The organism is Streptomyces diversicolor (assembly GCF_057537855.1).
This window is the reverse complement of the sequence record NZ_BAAJXA010000007.1, coordinates 90,221-102,479: the sequence shown is the minus strand read 5'-3', so window position 1 is coordinate 102,479 and position 12,259 is coordinate 90,221. Positions and strand designations below refer to the sequence as shown.

Sequence of the window (12,259 nt, the reverse complement as noted above, 5' to 3'; positions counted from 1 at the left end):
GTGGCACGGATGATGACCGCTGGGGCCGGCTGCCGATCCGATGCCCCCATGGCTGGGAAAGGAGTTCTTCGATGGTCGATGAACCGGTCTTGGTGCTCGCGGCGACCGGTGGACAGGGCCGGGCCGTGGTCGACGCGCTGCTGGCCCGCGGGGCCCGGATCAGGGCGCTGGTGCGCGACCCCGCCCGCGGTGCCGCACGGGAACTGGCCGGCCAGGGTGTCGACGTGGTGGCGGGTTCGCTCAGCGATCGCGGATCGCTCGCCGCGGCCATGAAGGGCGTGGCCGGTGTCTTCGCGTTCACCACACCCTTCGAGGCCGGCATCGAGGCGGAGGTGGCCCAGGGGCGGGCCATCCTCGCCGCCGCGGCACAGGAACGTGTTCCGCACCTCGTGTTCAGCTCGGTCGCCGGGGCCGACCAGGACAGCGGGGTACCGCACTTCGAGAGCAAGGCGCGCATCGAGGCGGAACTGACCGCGGGCGATGTCGCGTACACGATTCTGGGGCCGACGTACTTCTTCGACAACGCGCTCGGCGGGGCACGGCGCATCCTGGACGGCGTACTCGATCTGCCGCTGCCGCCCGACCGGCCGTTGCAGCAGCTCGCCCGGCCCGACCTCGGCGCGTTCGCGGCGCATGTGCTCCTCGACCCCGCTCCGTACGTCTCACGGCGCATCGAACTGGCCTCTGACGACCCCACCCCTGCGCAGATGGCGGCCGCGCTCGGCGCGGCGCTGGGCCGGGACGTCCGCCACGAGCGGGTGCCGCTGACCGCCATCGGCAACCCGGACATGCACGCGATGTGGACGTTCCTGAACGGGCCCGGCTACCGCGTCCACATCCCCGCGCTCCATGCCGCCCACCCGGAGATCCGCTGGACCCGGTTCACCGACTGGGCGCACCACACCTGGTCCAGCGCCGGCTGAACCGGCCGCCCCTACCGCACCATGACCACCCCGCAGGTCCGTGCTCAGGCCAGTGGGGTGCTCAGTTCCATGGACCGCAGAGCCGCCGCCATGGCCGGTTCATCGCCGACGTCAAGGGCTGTGTCCGTCAGCTTGATGACGTGTTCGTCGCCGTGCGCCAGGGCCCGTTCAAACACCTCTTCGGGGGTGAGGGCGCCGGGCGGGGTGCAGGCGACCGGCACCGCGGGCGCGTACATCGCGGTCACCGCCGCGGAGGCCGTCCAGGCCGCCCGCAGGCTCGGCGGCCACAGGGCGTGGGGGAGCGCGGGCAGGGTGCGCAGGACGGCGTTGGGAGCCGTGGCCGCGTGGACCAGCATCGTCGCCTCGCCGTGGCCGTGGGTGGCATACCGGTGTGTTGCCGCCCGCACCAGTTCGGTGAGGCGGCGGTACGCGTCGCTCGGTTCCGTCACCGAGGCCGCCCACACCGGCAGGGCCCTGACCTGGTCGAGCCGGGCGGAGAAGCCACCGTCCTGCACGGCGATCCGCAAAACCGTGTCGAGCGCGGCAGCCGCGCCGTCGGCGCCGGGCAGTGAGGCGACGCCCGCGACGGGCCGGTGGCGTGCGGCCCAGTAGCCGAGGCCGTGGGCAAGTTCCGCCAGCCGGGGTTCGGTGACCTCGCCGGACAGCAGGGTGCGCACGGCGTGGCCCACCCGGATCACCGGATGTGTGGAGCCGCCGTACAGGCCGGGCAGCAGACGGGGCCACCACTGCGTCAGCACCTCGCGCCAGGGACGCTCGGCCACCTCGCGCTCGAAGTGGTCGATCCAGTCGGCCGCGCGCCGCGGATCGCCGAGCGCGGAGGACCAATGGGCGTCCGTGACCGGCTCGACACGAGACGGGAACTCCTCCAGTTTGTGTGCGTACAGGTCGAGCCAGCGGTGCACGGACCGTGCCTGCCCGTGAGCGGCGAGGGCTTCGACGGCCATCGGCGCGTGGTTGGTGAGCCGCCCGAGCCGTTCGGGCCCGCAGTCGTGCAGTCGCGCAAGCGCCTCGTCCAACGTTCCTGTCGTATCCATGGCCTGGACAGTAGGCAGGACGGCACGGCGGCGTAACGGGCCACAGACGTAGGCCGGACCTAGGACCTGCGGCCCGGTGCCGGCGCCGGGCGAGAACCGCGGCCGACGCCGCACCCCGGACTGGACGGGCCGAATCCGGCGGCTCACAGGTGCTGGAGGACGCGGCTTGCCAGGGCTTCCCCTTGTCAGGCGCCGGCGCCGCCGTCGACCGGCACGATCGCGCCGGTCACCATCGAGGCACGGTCGCTGAGCAGCCACGCGGCCACCTCGGCCACCTCGCGGGGCTCGGCCATCCGGCCCAGTGGGGTCGCCGCGTTGTTGCGCTCGACGATGCCCGGGGACACGGCCTCCCAGGCGTCGATCATCGCCGTGGCGGTGCCGCCGGGGGTGATGCCGTTCACTCGGATGCCCTGTCGGCCCCAGGTCACGGCGGCCGTCTCGGTGATGCTGTTGAGTGCGCGCTTCATGGCGCCGTAGGCGGGCAGGGCGGGGTTCGCGCGGCGGCTGCCGATACTTGAGGTGTTGACGATCGCCCCGCCGCCGCCTCGTCGCATGAGCGCGGCCTCCGCGTTCATCGCGGTCCAGTGCGAGCGGAAGTTCACGGCGAACTGTTCGTCGATGTCCTCGTCGCTCGTGGTGTCGAGTGGGCCGGGGTGTTGGATCGTCGCACCGTTGTTGAAGGCGCCGTCGAGCCGTCCGTGCAGTTCCTCGACGCGGCCGACCGCGGCGCGGACGCCGGCACGGTCGGCGAGGTCCACGGTGACGGCGTCGGCGACGCCGCCTTCGGCGCGGATCTCGGTGACGATGCCGTCGAGGGCGTCGGCGCTGCGGGCGGCGAGCACGACGGCGGCGCCCTCGGAGGCGAAGAGCCGGGCCGCCGCCGCGCCGATGCCGCGGCTCGCGCCGGTGATGAACACGACCTTGCCGCTGAGCAGGCCGACGGGTGCGATGTCGCTGTTGTTCGTCATGACGCCAGCGTCAGGCCGGACCCGGGCCGGATACAGGCACAGGCGGTACCAGGATCCGTCGCCGGGCAGCGTGCAGACTTGGGGTATGGACAAGCAAGCGCTCGGGGCGTTCCTCCGCAGCCGTCGCGAGCGGCTTCGGCCGCAGGACGTCGGCCTCCCCTCGGGACCGCGACGCCGGACACCGGGTCTGCGCCGCGAGGAGGCCGCGGTCCTCGCGCACATTTCCACGGAGTACTACATCCGGCTCGAACAGGGCAGGGCGCCGCGACCGTCCGGCGAGGTCCTTGCCGGGATCGCGGGCGCGCTGCGGCTCACCGACGCCGAGTCCGACCACCTCCACGTCCTCGCGGGTACCGCGCCGACCCGTACCCGGCTGCACCGGCGCGACGTACGCCCGAGCATTGTCGCGCTCATCGAGCGGCTGCCGCAGACGGCCGCCTTCGTGACGTCCGCCGTGTTCGAGGTGCTTGCGTGGAACGACCTCGCGGCCGCCCTCATGGAGGACTTCGCCCCACTCGACCCCGAGGACCGCAATCTCGCCCGCCGGGCATTCCTCGGATCCGAGCGCGCCGACGAGACGCTGTACGGGATCTCCGACGCCGCCGAGTTCCGGCACCACGTGGTCATGGAGTTGCGCGCCACCCTCGCCCGCTACCCGAGCGATCCCGCGGTGACCGGCCTCGTCGACGAACTCCGCGACGCCAGCCCGGACTTCGTCCGGCTCTGGGAGCGGCACGACGTGCAGGCCGCGCAGATGCTCACGAAGACCTTCCGCCACCCGGCCCTCGGGGAGATCACCGTCGACTGCGACACCCTCGCGCTCACGGACCGCGACCAGCACCTCGTGCTCTACAGCGCACCGCCGGGATCCCCCGGCGCCGAGGCACTGGCTCTGCTGAACGTACTCGGCGCCGAGGCAAGCAGCGCGGTACGGCGCGGATGAGGCACAGCCCGGCCCCACGGCCTCTGCCGTTCCGGGTCCTTGACCGGGTGTCAGCGGCGGGTCTTGACCAGGCTGCTGCTGGATTTCGACATCCTGCCGCCGCCGTTGCGCACGGCGATGTGGCTGTGTCTGATGCACCCGGAGACACGCGAGTGCTCCGTCGACGGGGAACAACGCGTCGCGGGAGGGGATCGCCCACCTGCGCGCCGCGTGGGCCGCGCACCCGGGGGAACGGGCGCTGCCCTGTGCGGGACCTTCAGTCACCCGCGGTGAGCGCGAGCGGACGTGCACCCGGGCCGGTGAGGGCGTCCCCGGGGTGGAACGGCGGCCAGGCGCCGGGCCCGTTCGCCGGGGTGGGCGGCCCCACTCCGTCATGGGGCAGCCACCTCGTCCGCGAACCGCGTTCCGCTAGCGGCCGATCTTGTCCAGCTCGGCGAGTTCCTGGTCGGAGAGCGAGAGTCCCGCGCCGGTGATGTTCTCGCGCAGGTGTGCCACCGACGAGGTGCCGGGGATGAGCAGGATGTTCGGCGACCGCCGCAGCAGCCAGGCCAGGGCGACCGACATCGGTGTCGCGTCCAGCCGGGAGGCCACGGCGGAGAGCGCCGTGGACTGCAGCGGGGTGAAGCCGCCGAGCGGGAAGAAGGGCACGTAGGCGATGCCCTTCTCGGCGAGTTCGTCGATCAGTTCGTCGTCCTGACGGTAGGCGAGGTTGTACATGTTCTGCACGCACACGATCGGCGCGATCTCCTGCGCCTCGGCGACCTGTTCCGCCGTCGCGTTGCTCACACCGAGATGCCGGATCAGGCCCTGCTGCTGGAGTTCGACCAGGGTCCCGAAGGGCTCGGCGAGCGAGCCGGGCCGCGGGCCCTGAGCGTCACCGAGCCGGAGATTGACGACGTCGAGCGAATCGAGGCCGAGGTCATCGAGGTTCTCGTGGACGGCGCGGCGCAGGTCCTCGGGCCTCCGCGCCGGGGGCCAGCCGCCCTGCTCATCGCGGACCGCGCCGACCTTGGTCACGACGTGCAGCGCGTCGGGAAAGGGGTGCAGCGCCTCACGGATCAGCCGGTTGGTGACGCGTGGCCCGTAGGCACCGGCGGTGTTGATGTGGGTGATCCCGAGGCCGACGGCCTCGCGCAGGACGGCCAGCGCGGCGTCGTGGTCGGCGGGCGGCCCCATGACGCCGGGGCCGGCGAGCTGCATGGCGCCGTAGCCGAAGCGGGTGACGGTCAGATCGCCCAGGGTCCAGGTGCCGCCGGCAAGGGAAACGGAGGGTGTGCTCATGTGTCTGTCTTTCATGGGGGCGCTGGGTGATGGTGCCTTTCGGCTCCGTGCGCAGCGGCGGCTCGCACCAGCCGGGCGCCGACTGCGCCGGGGAACCCCGGCCGATGCGCTACTCCGAGCTGTCGCGCCTGCTGGCCGGCGTCAGCCAGAAAATGCTCACGCAGACGCTGCGCTCACTGGAACGTGACGGACTGATCACCCGCACCGCCACACCGACCGTCCCCGTCACGGTCTCCTACGAGTTGACCGACCTCGGCCTCTCCCTGCACCACATGATGCGCGGCCTGAAGACGTGGGCCGAGACACACATGGACGATGTGCTCACCCACCGCGCGACATACGACACCCGCGCCGACTGACTCGTCGAGGCCCCGTGGCGGAGTCGGCTCCCACCTCACACGCTCGGAAGACGCTCAGTCGAGACAGAACTCGTTGCCCTCGACGTCCTGCATCGCAATGCACGACTCGTTGTATTCGTCGGCGAGCAGGACCTGCACGCGTACCGCGCCGAGCGCGACCAGACGCGCGCACTCGGCTTCGAGCGCGGCGAGGCGTTCCTCCCCCACGAGCCCGGTGCCGACCCGCACGTCAAGATGCACCCGGTTCTTGACGACCTTGCCTTCGGGGACGCGCTGGAAGTACAGGCGCGGGCCCTCACCTGAGGGATCGACGCAGGCGAACGACGAACCCTGCTGCTCGGCCGGCAGAGAGCGATCGAAATCGTCCCACGAGGCGAACCCCTTCGGCGGGGGCGGTACGACGTACCCCAACACCTCACACCAAAAGCGAGCGACGCGCTCGGGATCCGCGCAGTCGAAGGTGACTTGGAACTTCTTGACCGATGACATCGGGGCACCATAGCAGGGGACATCTGCGGCTCGTCGCCGGAGAGCCGCAGGGTGTCGATCTTGTTAGGCGGAGTTCCCATGGCTCCATAGCGTCCTCCCTCAGGTTGCGTACACCTACATGTCCGGGGCAACTGGGCGGTTTGGCCGGGGTTTTCCCTCCCCGTGGGCCCTCGTGCGCCGCGGTGAGAGATCCTTCTCCCACTCGGCGGGCCTCGGCAACACCTTCGGGCCGGCCCCGCGCGCACCTCGGGTGCGATGTCTCGCCCTCGGGACGCCGCCGTCAGCCGCCCGGCGGGGCCCCCGGTGGGCGGGTCATGCCTCAAGGGTGAGCGCGGAGTCCATGGTCGAGCAGGCCCGGCGCAGGAGCGCGGGCAGTTCGCCCGGTGTGCAGTCGGGCAGCCAGTCGTCCAGAGCGCAGCGCCAGGCGGCCGCGAAGAACTCGATGAGGAGCCGCAGTTCGAGACGGTTCCGTTCGTCGAGTCGGCGCGCGATCTCGGCCTGGACTTCGGCGCAGTGCCGCAGCGTGTACCCGTCGAGTGCGGGTGAGCCGGCGATCAGCCGGAGTGTGAGGGGGAAGCGCCGGTACCAGCCCTCGTCCATGCGCTCCAGAGTGGTCAGCATGGCGGCGAGGAAGACATCGGCCAGCGGCCCGGACTTCTCCATGCCGTCGAGGACTTCCAGGTAGGCGTCCCAGAGCTGCTTGACGGCGGCGAGCGCCACGTCCTCCTTGGAGCGGAAGTTGCGGAAGAAGGTCCGCCGGGACACCTCCACCTGCTCCAGCAGCGCGTCCAGCGGAGTGCTGTCGAATCCGCGCTCACCGAAGAGTGTGACGGCGGTGTCGATCAGTTCCTGGCGAGTACGCAGCTTTTTGCGTTCGCGCAGGGTGGTGGGCTGGTCGGAGCTGGTCATCCCCGGCACTGTACCAAGCACGCCGAGCCTGTGCATATGCTCTACTGAAGCAAACGCCTCACTGTGGCACTTTGGAAAGGGATCTTCCCCGTGCGCGCACTCGTCGTCGACCACACCTCACCCGGACACCTGTCGCTGATGGACGTCCCCGCCCCGCGTCCCGCCGCCCACGAGGCGCTGGTACGGGTCGAGGCGGTCTCGCTGAACTTCGGAGAGGTCCATGAGGCGATCCGTGCAACGACACCGGACGGCACCGTGCTCGGATGGGACGCGGCGGGCGTCGTCGTCCAGGCGGCCGCCGACGGCTCCGGTCCGGCCGAGGGGGAGAGGGTCGTCACCCTCGGCGAGGCCGGCTGGGCCGAGCTGCGGGCCGTACCCGCCGCCCTGCTCGGCACCGCGCCGAAGGACGCCGACCCCGGCGCGCTGAGCACCGTCCCCGTGGCCGGGCTGAGCGCCCTGCACGTGCTGCGCCGCATGGGATGCCTGCTCGGCCGCCGTGTGATGATCACCGGTGCTTCCGGCGGTGTCGGCCGCTACGCCGTCCAGTTGGCCGCCCGCGCGGGCGCGCATGTCGTTGCCGTCAGCCGGAGCCCCGCCCAGGCGGACGGGCTGCGCGCCCTGGGCGCCGACGAGGTCCACCCCGAGCCGGCCGCGGTGCGGCAGCCCGTGTCGGCCGTCCTCGACACCGTCGGCGGACAACACCTCGTCGACGCCTTCGCCGCGCTGTCGGCCGGCGGCAGCCTCTTCAGCGTGGGCCGCTCCTCCGAGGCCGACGCGGTGCTGTCACCGGATGCCCTGCTGGGTGACCAAGGGCGGCACGACCGGTCGATCCGCACCTTCTTCCTCCTCGGCGACCCCGCCACCGACTTCTCCGCGGATCTGACGTGGCTGGCCGGAGAGATCGCCGCGGGCCGCCTCGATCCGGGCATCAGCTGGCGCGGCCCCTGGACCCGCCACTCCGAGGCGGTCGCGGCTCTGCTCGACCGCCGCCTGTACGGCAAAGCCGTCCTCGATCTCGGCTGACCAGCCGGTTCGCCCCCGTCATGAACTCCGCGGATGCCGTACGGCGCTGATGGAGCGTCAAGGGCAGGCTCCGACCAACGGGAGCAATCCGCTGGGCCGTTCATGCCCCGTCGATCCGCACGGCCCGCCTATGCCGCTGGGGTGAGTTCGGCGCGGCCGAACAGCAGTGCGTAGCCGCCCGGGAGTTGGCGCAGGATGCGGGTGAGCAGTTCGGGGCCGGCTGACGCGGCGACGGCGACGAGGACGGAGCCGGTGTCCCAGCGGGTGGTGGCCGGGGAGGCGCCGCTGCGGGCAGCGAGGTCCTTGACGAAGGCCCAGCCGGTCAGGGGCTGGGTGTCGGGGATCTGCTGAGTGAGGATGCGCGCGGCTTCGAGGGGCAGCCGGGCGGCCAGGTCGACGCGTTCGTCGCCCGTCAGCTGGCGTCCGAGTCCCGCGAGGACCAGGCGGACGGCTTCCTCGGCCCGTTCCCGGGTGGGGTAGGCGCCTTCGTAGCGGACCTTCTCCAGCATCTGCTCGTACGTCATCGAGGGCAGGTGCTCAAGCGGTGCGCGCTCGTCGGACATCACTGCGGTGGTTGCCTTTCTCTCGTCGTGTCTCCGGTGCCCGGGAAGGTGTGCGGACATCGGCGTGTGTGGGTGGTCAGGTGGGCTGGGGGTGGCCGAACAGCAGGTCGTAGCCTGCGGGGAGCTGGAGCAGGATCTGTGTGAGCAGATCGTCTCCGGCCGCGTCGGCGACCGTGCTGAGGACGGCGCCGACGTCCCAGGCCGCTGTCCGGTCGGTGGCTCCCTCGATCCAGGCCGCCGTCGCCCGCACGAACCGCTCCGGTGGCAGCGGCTCGGCGCTCTGCAGCGGGTTGAGCAGGATCAGGGCGAAGTCCTCCGGCAGGCGCGCCGCCAGGTGTGCGCGCACCTCGCCGACCAGGTGTGCGCCCAGCAGGGCGAGCACGACGCGGGCCGCGCGCTCTGCTTCCTGCGGGCTCGTGTACTCACCGCGTTCTGTCACCTGGTCGAGGAACGCTTCCCGTCGCAGGGTCACGTCGGTCGCCACCCTTCTCCACTGCGCTACTGCGGTACCGCGGAGGACGGGGGAGGGGGTCGGGTGCCCGTCCTCCGCGACTGATCGGCCCGTATCGCCCGGCTCAGCCGGAGATCTCCTTGCGGTCGGATCCTCCGCCGACGGCGATCTTGCGGGGCTTGGCGCGCTCGGCGATCGGGATGCGCAGCGTGAGCACCCCGGCGTCGTAGTCGGCCTTGATGTGCTCGGTGTCCAGCGTGTCGGCCAGTACGATCTGGCGGGAGAAGACGCCCAGCGGCCGCTCCGACAGTTCCATCTGCACGTCGTCGGCCTTCGCCACGGGCCGGCGCTCGGCCCTGACGGTCAGCATGTTCCGTTCGACGTCGATGTCGATCGCCTCCGCGCTGACGCCGGGGAGGTCGAAGGCCACCACGTACTCGTCGCCCTCGCGGTAGGCGTCCATCGCCATCGCGGCGGGCCGCGACCAGGTGCCAGGACCCATCAGCTGCTGAGCCAGACGGTCGAGCTCACGGAACGGGTCAGTGCGCATCAACATCGTGAAACACCTCCAGCAGGTTCCGGCAGTTGCTGCCAATGCGCCTCACTGGAGTCGTTGTAACATGTCGTCCAATGGATGACAAGTGCAGGTGTCATCCACACGATGACAGTCTCTGAGAGGAGTGCCCGTGACAGCAGCCGACGAGCCGGTCTCTTCCGACGCCGACGCCCGGAGCCCGGCGTCGTTTCTCGCCGCCGCGGCGGCCCTGGAAGCCATAGACGCCGCCCTGCGCGCCGCCCGGCACGAGGCCGCCGATGCCCCGGGCGCAGGCCCAGGACCGGAGCAGGCTCTGGCCTCTCTCCTGCTGCTGCGGCAGGTGCGCGAGCAGCTCGCCGGATGGGAAACCGGCCTGATCGAAACGGCCCGCCACGCGGGAGCCAGCTGGGCCGATCTCGCCCACCCCCTCGGCGTCGCAAGCCGCCAGGCCGCGGAACGCCGCTATCTGCGCAACCGGCCAGGCCCCGCGGGAACCACCAGCGAACAGCGCGTCCAGGCCACCCGTGAACGCCGCGCCGCCGAACGCGCCGTCGCCACCTGGGCGCGCCGCAACGCCGCCGACCTGCGCCGCATCGCCGGCCAGATCACCGCCCTCACCGACCTGCCCACGGCGGCCCGTCGCCCGCTCAGCCAACTCCACGCGGCTCTCGCCCACGACGACCCCGCGGCCCTCGTCCCTCCCCTGACCGCCACCCGCCCGCATCTGACCCCCACCCACCCCGACCTCGCCGCCCGACTCGACACCCTCACGCATTCCGTCACGACCCCGGCCACCGCCGACTGACCGACGACCTCGCCCGCCGCCGCATCCTCGACAAGTGCCCCGACCCGCCCAGGTCATGGCCGAGGGCAGTCCGTATCCGAGTGATCTGCCCGATGCCGGACGGGAGTTGACGAAGCCGGCGCCGACTGCCCGGCGGAGCCCGGCCGGTGGCCCGCTGCCTGCGTACCGGCACCCGCCCGCCTCGCGTCAGGCTCCGGAAGGCCACCGGCCCAGGGTGCTGCCGGCTGCCAGGGGCAGCCGGCGCAGCGGCAGCGCGCTGGGCGGAGGCAGCGGCCCCTTGGCCGCGTCGGCACGGAACGACTGGAGGAGGTACGCCACCAGACGCCGAGACGCCGCACCGTCCCCCGGCAAAGTGGCCACCAGGGCACAGTGGGCCAGCAAGGCCACGGCGAGGTCGGAAGGATGGAAGTCGGCCCGCAGCGCACCGGCCGCCTGGGCTCGGCGGACCAGGGTCGTGAGGTCCCGCTCGGCCTGCTGCCGGGACTGCGCGTACTGCGAGGAGGCGTCAGGGAACGCGGCGGCGAACGCGGCCGAGAACCCCTGCTCCTCCCGCTGGACCTCGCAGGCGGTGACGACCACCCGCTGGAAGCCCCGCCACGGGTCGGGATCGGCCAGCGCCTCGCCGAGCACGCGGTCGCAGGTCTCCATCTGCCGGGCGAAGGCGGCCTGCACCAAGGCGTCCTTGGTCGGGAAGTGCCGGTACAGCGTCGCTGCGCCGACCCCGGCCCGCCGGGCCACGGCCGTCATGGACGCGTCGATCCCGCGTTCGGCGAAGACCGAGCGTGCGGCGACGAGGATGCGCTCCCGGTTGCGCCGCGCGTCCGCCCGCAGCCCCCGCGGGACCCCTATCCGAGAGAATTCCTCGACCATTGCCTCTCACCTTCGCCTCGAACGGACGATGCGTCCGCTCCAGAGCCTACGGTCAAGGCCACATCGTCCGTACGGCCATGGGTTGCAAGGTGAAAACGGTGCACGACCGCACGATGAAAGCAGTTCTCTTCGACCGCTACGGCGCTCCAGAAGTGCTGTACGTGGGCCGGGTGCCGCGTCCCGAGCCGGCACCCGGCGAAGTGCTGGTGCGGGTGCGTGCCTTCAGCGTCAACGGCGGTGAGACCGCGGCCCGTGCCGGCCGCCTCCGCCTCCTCACCGGCCGGAGGTTCCCCCAGCGCATCGGACTGGACTTCACGGGAGAGGTCGCCGAACTCGGCGCCGGCGCCGCGGGCGTCGCGGTCGGCGACCGCGTATGGGGTCTCCTGGGCCGCATCTCCGGATTCGGCAGCGCGGCCGAGTATGTGGCCGTACCGGCCGGGCGGCTCGGCCGGGTTCCCGACAGCCTGGACCTGGTGGACGCCGCCTCGCTGCCGGTGGCGACCACGGCCGTCACGGCGCTGCGCGACAAGGCCGCCCTGCGCCCCGGTGAGCGACTGCTCGTGCGGGGCGCGGCGGGGGGCGTGGGCCACGCGGCCGTGCAGCTCGGACAGGCGTACGGCGCTGAGGTCACGGCCCTGGCCCGCGCCACCAACCTCGACTTCGTTCGGACACTCGGCGCCCACCGGGCCGTCGACCATCGGGCCGTCCAACCGGCGGAACTGGGCCGGTTCGACGTGGTGGTGGACACCGCGGGGACCGACCTGCGGACCTTCCGGGGTCTGCTGAGGCCCGGAGGGCGTATGGTCACCATCGCCCTCGACCTGACGCGGCCCGTCGCCTCGCTGGGCTACATCGCGGCCAGCGCGATCCACGGACGCGGCCGGGTGCGCTTCTTCAGCGGCAACCCGGTACGGGAACACTTCGACGACCTCGCCCGCCACGTGCAGCAGGGCAGGCTGCGCCCAGCGGTGGACACGGTCTTCCCCCTGGAGGAGACGGCGGCGGCACACCGCGCACTGGAGGCCGGCGGTGTGCGGGGCAAGTATGTGGTGAGGATCGACCAGGACTTGGGGTGAGCGCTCGGC

At 72.0% G+C, this 12,259-nt stretch carries 14 protein-coding genes and 1 pseudogene; 6 read left to right on the top strand and 9 right to left on the bottom strand.

Annotated features, from left to right (window positions below; all coding sequences use genetic code 11):
- The first annotated feature begins 71 nt into the window (after positions 1 to 71).
- A complete protein-coding gene (locus AC27LF_RS10305; protein WP_479662681.1) occupies positions 72 to 923 on the top strand; it encodes an NmrA/HSCARG family protein in 852 nt (283 codons plus the stop codon).
- Between the two features lie 44 nt (positions 924 to 967).
- On the opposite strand, the gene AC27LF_RS10300 is transcribed toward AC27LF_RS10305, so the two are convergent.
- Both AC27LF_RS10300 and AC27LF_RS10295 read right to left on the bottom strand, forming a co-directional pair.
- Positions 968 to 1,978: a questin oxidase family protein gene (locus AC27LF_RS10300; RefSeq protein ID WP_479662680.1), complete on the bottom strand. Its 1,011-nt coding sequence runs from the start codon at positions 1,976 to 1,978 to the stop codon at positions 968 to 970.
- A gap of 185 nt (positions 1,979 to 2,163) precedes the next feature.
- Positions 2,164 to 2,946: an SDR family NAD(P)-dependent oxidoreductase gene (locus AC27LF_RS10295; RefSeq protein ID WP_479662679.1), complete on the bottom strand. Its 783-nt coding sequence runs from the start codon at positions 2,944 to 2,946 to the stop codon at positions 2,164 to 2,166.
- Positions 2,947 to 3,031: 85 nt separating this feature from the next.
- On the opposite strand from AC27LF_RS10295, the gene AC27LF_RS10290 reads away from it, so the two are divergent.
- Positions 3,032 to 3,889 carry a helix-turn-helix transcriptional regulator gene (locus AC27LF_RS10290; protein WP_479662678.1) on the top strand — a complete coding sequence of 286 codons (858 nt, stop codon included), beginning with the start codon at positions 3,032 to 3,034 and terminating at the stop codon, positions 3,887 to 3,889.
- Between the two features lie 408 nt (positions 3,890 to 4,297).
- Here AC27LF_RS10290 and AC27LF_RS10285 read toward each other — a convergent pair whose 3' ends face one another.
- Entirely contained in the window at positions 4,298 to 5,170 is an 873-nt protein-coding gene (locus AC27LF_RS10285) for an aldo/keto reductase family oxidoreductase (RefSeq protein ID WP_479662677.1), read from the bottom strand.
- 62 nt (positions 5,171 to 5,232) lie between these two features.
- Between AC27LF_RS10285 and AC27LF_RS10280 the strand changes: the two are divergent.
- A pseudogene (locus tag AC27LF_RS10280) lies at positions 5,233 to 5,529 on the top strand (winged helix-turn-helix transcriptional regulator); the annotation flags it as partial.
- Positions 5,530 to 5,583: 54 nt separating this feature from the next.
- Here AC27LF_RS10280 and AC27LF_RS10275 read toward each other — a convergent pair.
- Together AC27LF_RS10275 and AC27LF_RS10270 are read right to left on the bottom strand one after the other, a co-directional pair.
- Complete coding sequence (locus AC27LF_RS10275; RefSeq protein WP_479662676.1) at positions 5,584 to 6,018, bottom strand: VOC family protein; 435 nt, start codon at positions 6,016 to 6,018, stop codon at positions 5,584 to 5,586.
- A gap of 312 nt (positions 6,019 to 6,330) precedes the next feature.
- Entirely contained in the window at positions 6,331 to 6,927 is a 597-nt protein-coding gene (locus tag AC27LF_RS10270) for a TetR/AcrR family transcriptional regulator (protein ID WP_479662675.1), read from the bottom strand.
- 90 nt (positions 6,928 to 7,017) lie between these two features.
- Between AC27LF_RS10270 and AC27LF_RS10265 the strand changes: the two genes are divergently transcribed.
- A complete protein-coding gene (locus AC27LF_RS10265) occupies positions 7,018 to 7,950 on the top strand; it encodes a zinc-binding dehydrogenase (RefSeq protein WP_479662674.1) in 933 nt (310 codons plus the stop codon).
- Between the two features lie 128 nt (positions 7,951 to 8,078).
- On the opposite strand, the gene AC27LF_RS10260 is transcribed toward AC27LF_RS10265, so the two are convergent.
- From AC27LF_RS10260 to AC27LF_RS10250, 3 genes are all read right to left on the bottom strand, one after another.
- Entirely contained in the window at positions 8,079 to 8,513 is a 435-nt protein-coding gene (locus tag AC27LF_RS10260) for a DUF2267 domain-containing protein (protein WP_479662673.1), read from the bottom strand.
- A gap of 76 nt (positions 8,514 to 8,589) precedes the next feature.
- Positions 8,590 to 8,985 (bottom strand): DUF2267 domain-containing protein, encoded by a 396-nt coding sequence (locus AC27LF_RS10255; RefSeq protein ID WP_479662672.1) that lies wholly within the window; start codon positions 8,983 to 8,985, stop codon positions 8,590 to 8,592.
- A 103-nt stretch (positions 8,986 to 9,088) separates the two neighbouring features.
- Complete coding sequence (locus AC27LF_RS10250; RefSeq protein WP_479662671.1) at positions 9,089 to 9,520, bottom strand: Hsp20/alpha crystallin family protein; 432 nt, start codon at positions 9,518 to 9,520, stop codon at positions 9,089 to 9,091.
- Positions 9,521 to 9,650: 130 nt separating this feature from the next.
- Here AC27LF_RS10250 and AC27LF_RS10245 point away from each other — a divergent pair, with 130 nt between their 5' ends.
- The gene (locus AC27LF_RS10245; RefSeq protein WP_479662670.1) at positions 9,651 to 10,304 is read left to right on the top strand and encodes a type III effector protein; all 654 of its coding nucleotides are present in this window, start codon (positions 9,651 to 9,653) and stop codon (positions 10,302 to 10,304) included.
- 186 nt (positions 10,305 to 10,490) lie between these two features.
- On the opposite strand, the gene AC27LF_RS10240 is transcribed toward AC27LF_RS10245, so the two are convergent.
- On the bottom strand, positions 10,491 to 11,174 hold the full coding sequence (locus AC27LF_RS10240; protein ID WP_479662669.1) for a TetR/AcrR family transcriptional regulator: 684 nt from the start codon (positions 11,172 to 11,174) through the stop codon (positions 10,491 to 10,493).
- 98 nt (positions 11,175 to 11,272) lie between these two features.
- On the opposite strand from AC27LF_RS10240, the gene AC27LF_RS10235 reads away from it, so the two are divergent.
- Entirely contained in the window at positions 11,273 to 12,250 is a 978-nt protein-coding gene (locus AC27LF_RS10235) for an NAD(P)-dependent alcohol dehydrogenase (RefSeq protein WP_479662668.1), read from the top strand.
- The last annotated feature ends 9 nt before the right edge of the window (positions 12,251 to 12,259 follow it).

Excerpts from the sequence above, each read along its gene's own strand:
- AC27LF_RS10305 (WP_479662681.1), top strand. The coding sequence starts at position 72 with ATGGTCGATGAACCGGTCTTGGTGCTCGCGGCGACCGGTGGACAGGGC.
- AC27LF_RS10300 (WP_479662680.1), bottom strand. The coding sequence starts at position 1,978 with ATGGATACGACAGGAACGTTGGACGAGGCGCTTGCGCGACTGCACGAC.
- AC27LF_RS10295 (WP_479662679.1), bottom strand. The coding sequence starts at position 2,946 with ATGACGAACAACAGCGACATCGCACCCGTCGGCCTGCTCAGCGGCAAG.
- AC27LF_RS10290 (WP_479662678.1), top strand. The coding sequence starts at position 3,032 with ATGGACAAGCAAGCGCTCGGGGCGTTCCTCCGCAGCCGTCGCGAGCGG.
- AC27LF_RS10285 (WP_479662677.1), bottom strand. The coding sequence starts at position 5,170 with ATGAGCACACCCTCCGTTTCCCTTGCCGGCGGCACCTGGACCCTGGGC.
- AC27LF_RS10275 (WP_479662676.1), bottom strand. The coding sequence starts at position 6,018 with ATGTCATCGGTCAAGAAGTTCCAAGTCACCTTCGACTGCGCGGATCCC.
- AC27LF_RS10270 (WP_479662675.1), bottom strand. The coding sequence starts at position 6,927 with ATGACCAGCTCCGACCAGCCCACCACCCTGCGCGAACGCAAAAAGCTG.
- AC27LF_RS10260 (WP_479662673.1), bottom strand. The coding sequence starts at position 8,513 with ATGTCCGACGAGCGCGCACCGCTTGAGCACCTGCCCTCGATGACGTAC.
- AC27LF_RS10250 (WP_479662671.1), bottom strand. The coding sequence starts at position 9,520 with ATGTTGATGCGCACTGACCCGTTCCGTGAGCTCGACCGTCTGGCTCAG.
- AC27LF_RS10240 (WP_479662669.1), bottom strand. The coding sequence starts at position 11,174 with ATGGTCGAGGAATTCTCTCGGATAGGGGTCCCGCGGGGGCTGCGGGCG.